Source organism: Nocardiopsis protaetiae (assembly GCF_045446735.1).
Taxonomy (GTDB): domain Bacteria; phylum Actinomycetota; class Actinomycetes; order Streptosporangiales; family Streptosporangiaceae; genus Nocardiopsis; species Nocardiopsis protaetiae.
This window is the reverse complement of sequence record NZ_JBJJBV010000492.1, coordinates 1-2,083: the sequence shown is the minus strand read 5'-3', so window position 1 is coordinate 2,083 and position 2,083 is coordinate 1. Positions and strand designations below refer to the sequence as shown.

Here is a 2,083-nt window from a genome sequence, read left to right as displayed (position 1 = left end):
GCCGCGTTCACAGTCCGGTGATCCGGATGCCCGCGTGGGTCTTGTAGCGGCGGTTGACCGCGATGAGGTTCGCGGTGAGCGCCTCCACCTGGTGGGCGTTGCGCAGCCGCCCGCCGAACACCCCGCGCACGCCCGGGATGCGCTCGGCCAGGGCCCGCACCGCGTCGGTGGCGGCCCGGTCCTCGCCCAGCACCAGGACGTCCAGGTCCACGCTCTCCACCGCCGGGTCCAGCAGGATCACCGCGGACACGTGGTGGAACGCGGCGACCACCGTGCTCTCCGGCAGCACCGCGGCGGCCTGCTCCGCTGCGCTGCCCTCGGGCACGTCCAGCGCGAACGGGCCGCGCTTGTCGAACCCGAGCGGGTTGACGCAGTCCACGACCAGCTTGCCCGCCAGCGGCCCGGCCAGGGACTCCAGCAGCTCCCGGTGCCCGTCCCAGGGGACGGCCACGATGACGATGTCGCCCTCGGCCGCGGCGGCGGCGTTGTCCAGGCCGCGGACGTCGATCTCCGCGGACTCGGCCTCGACCAGTTCGCGGGCCGCCTTGGCGGCGCGCTCGGCGCTGCGCGAACCCAGGTACACGGTGTGCCCGGCCAGGGCGAACCGGCGGGCCAGCCCGCGGCCCTGGTCGCCCGTGCCGCCCAGGACCGAGATGGTCCGGCCGGTGATGTCGGTGGTCTCAGGTGTGCTCACTTCGGTCATGGGCCGATCCTGGCAGAACCGGGTTCGGGGCCCTCCGTCCGACCCGTCACCAACGGTCCTCCTCCTCATCGGACTCCCACTGGTCATTGCGCTCGGCCGCGATGCTCAGCGCCCGCGCCGCCGTCGCCTCGTCCGGGTAGGGCCCCAGGCGCTCCCGGTCGGGGCAGCCCGCCCCGTGCTCGACGGTGTTGTGCTTGAGGCAGTACCACCAGCCGTCGTCCTGTACATCGGCCACCGCGTTCCGCCTTTCGTCGTTCCTGGTCGGTCACCTACCCGGGGCGGGGTGTTCCTCACACCCCCCGGGGCGGGCGCGATCGGGCCCCGGCGGGTGGGCGCCACGAACTACAATCCGTGTCCATGACTACTCCGCTGGTTCCCGGGCGCATATCGCCGCAACGTTCGGTCCCCTCCCACATCGTCCGCCCCGAGTACGTCGGGCGGAAGCACCCCGTGGAAGGCGTCCTGGGCGATGTGCAGACCCAGGAGACCATCGAGAGGATGCGCGTCGCCGGCCGGATCGCCGCGCAGGCGCTGGAGGAGGTCGGCAAGCACATCGTGCCGGGGGTGACCACCGACGAGCTCGACCGGATCGGCCACGAGTTCCTGCTGGACCACGGCGCCTACCCGAGCACGCTGGGGTACAAGGGCTACCCCAAGTCGCTGTGCTCCTCGCTCAACGAGGTCATCTGCCACGGGATCCCCGACGACACGGTGGTCTCCGACGGCGACATCGTCAACATCGACATCACCGCCTACAAGGACGGGGTGCACGGCGACACCAACGCCACCTTCCTGGCCGGGAACGTGTCGGAGGAGAACCGCCTGCTGGTGGAGCGCACCCGCGAGGCCACCATGCGCGCCATCAAGGCGTGCCGCCCGGGGCGGCAGATCAACGTGATCGGCCGGGTCATCGAGTCGTACGCCAAGCGGTTCGGCTACGGGGTCGTCCGCGACTTCACCGGGCACGGGGTGGGGCCGGAGTTCCACTCGGGGCTGGTGGTGCCGCACTACGACGACCCGCGCGCGGACACCGTGATGGTGCCGGGGATGACGTTCACGATCGAGCCGATGATCACCCTGGGCGGGGTCGACTACGACATGTGGGACGACGGGTGGACGGCCGTGACGGCCGACCGCTCGTGGACCGCCCAGTTCGAGCACACCCTGGTCATCACCGAGACCGGCGCGGAGATCCTCACCCTCCCGTAGCCGCCGTCCCCGCAGACCCCCGGAGCCCCGCGCCCCGGGGGTCTTCGTGTTCCCCCGGGCGACAGGCGACGGAGCCGCGGCGGACGGTGAGCGTCAGCGAGGCAGGGGCGGCGGGGCAGCCGGGCGGTGGGCGTCAGCGGGGCAGGGGTGGCGGGCGGCGGGGCCGCGGCG

3 protein-coding genes are annotated in these 2,083 nt (G+C 72.5%); 1 reads left to right on the top strand and 2 read right to left on the bottom strand.

Translation table 11 applies throughout. The features are described from left to right. Positions 1-7: 7 nt before the first annotated feature. Both npdG and ACJOT3_RS34210 read right to left on the bottom strand, forming a co-directional pair. Complete coding sequence (gene npdG, locus ACJOT3_RS34215; RefSeq protein ID WP_406977278.1) at positions 8-703, bottom strand: NADPH-dependent F420 reductase; 696 nt, start codon at positions 701-703, stop codon at positions 8-10. Positions 704-749: 46 nt separating this feature from the next. Beyond that, entirely contained in the window at positions 750-938 is a 189-nt protein-coding gene (locus ACJOT3_RS34210; RefSeq protein WP_406977277.1) for a hypothetical protein, read from the bottom strand. Between the two features lie 122 nt (positions 939-1,060). Here ACJOT3_RS34210 and map point away from each other — a divergent pair, with 122 nt between their 5' ends. Beyond that, a complete protein-coding gene (gene map, locus ACJOT3_RS34205; RefSeq protein WP_406977276.1) occupies positions 1,061-1,912 on the top strand; it encodes a type I methionyl aminopeptidase in 852 nt (283 codons plus the stop codon). Positions 1,913-2,083 lie beyond the last annotated feature (171 nt).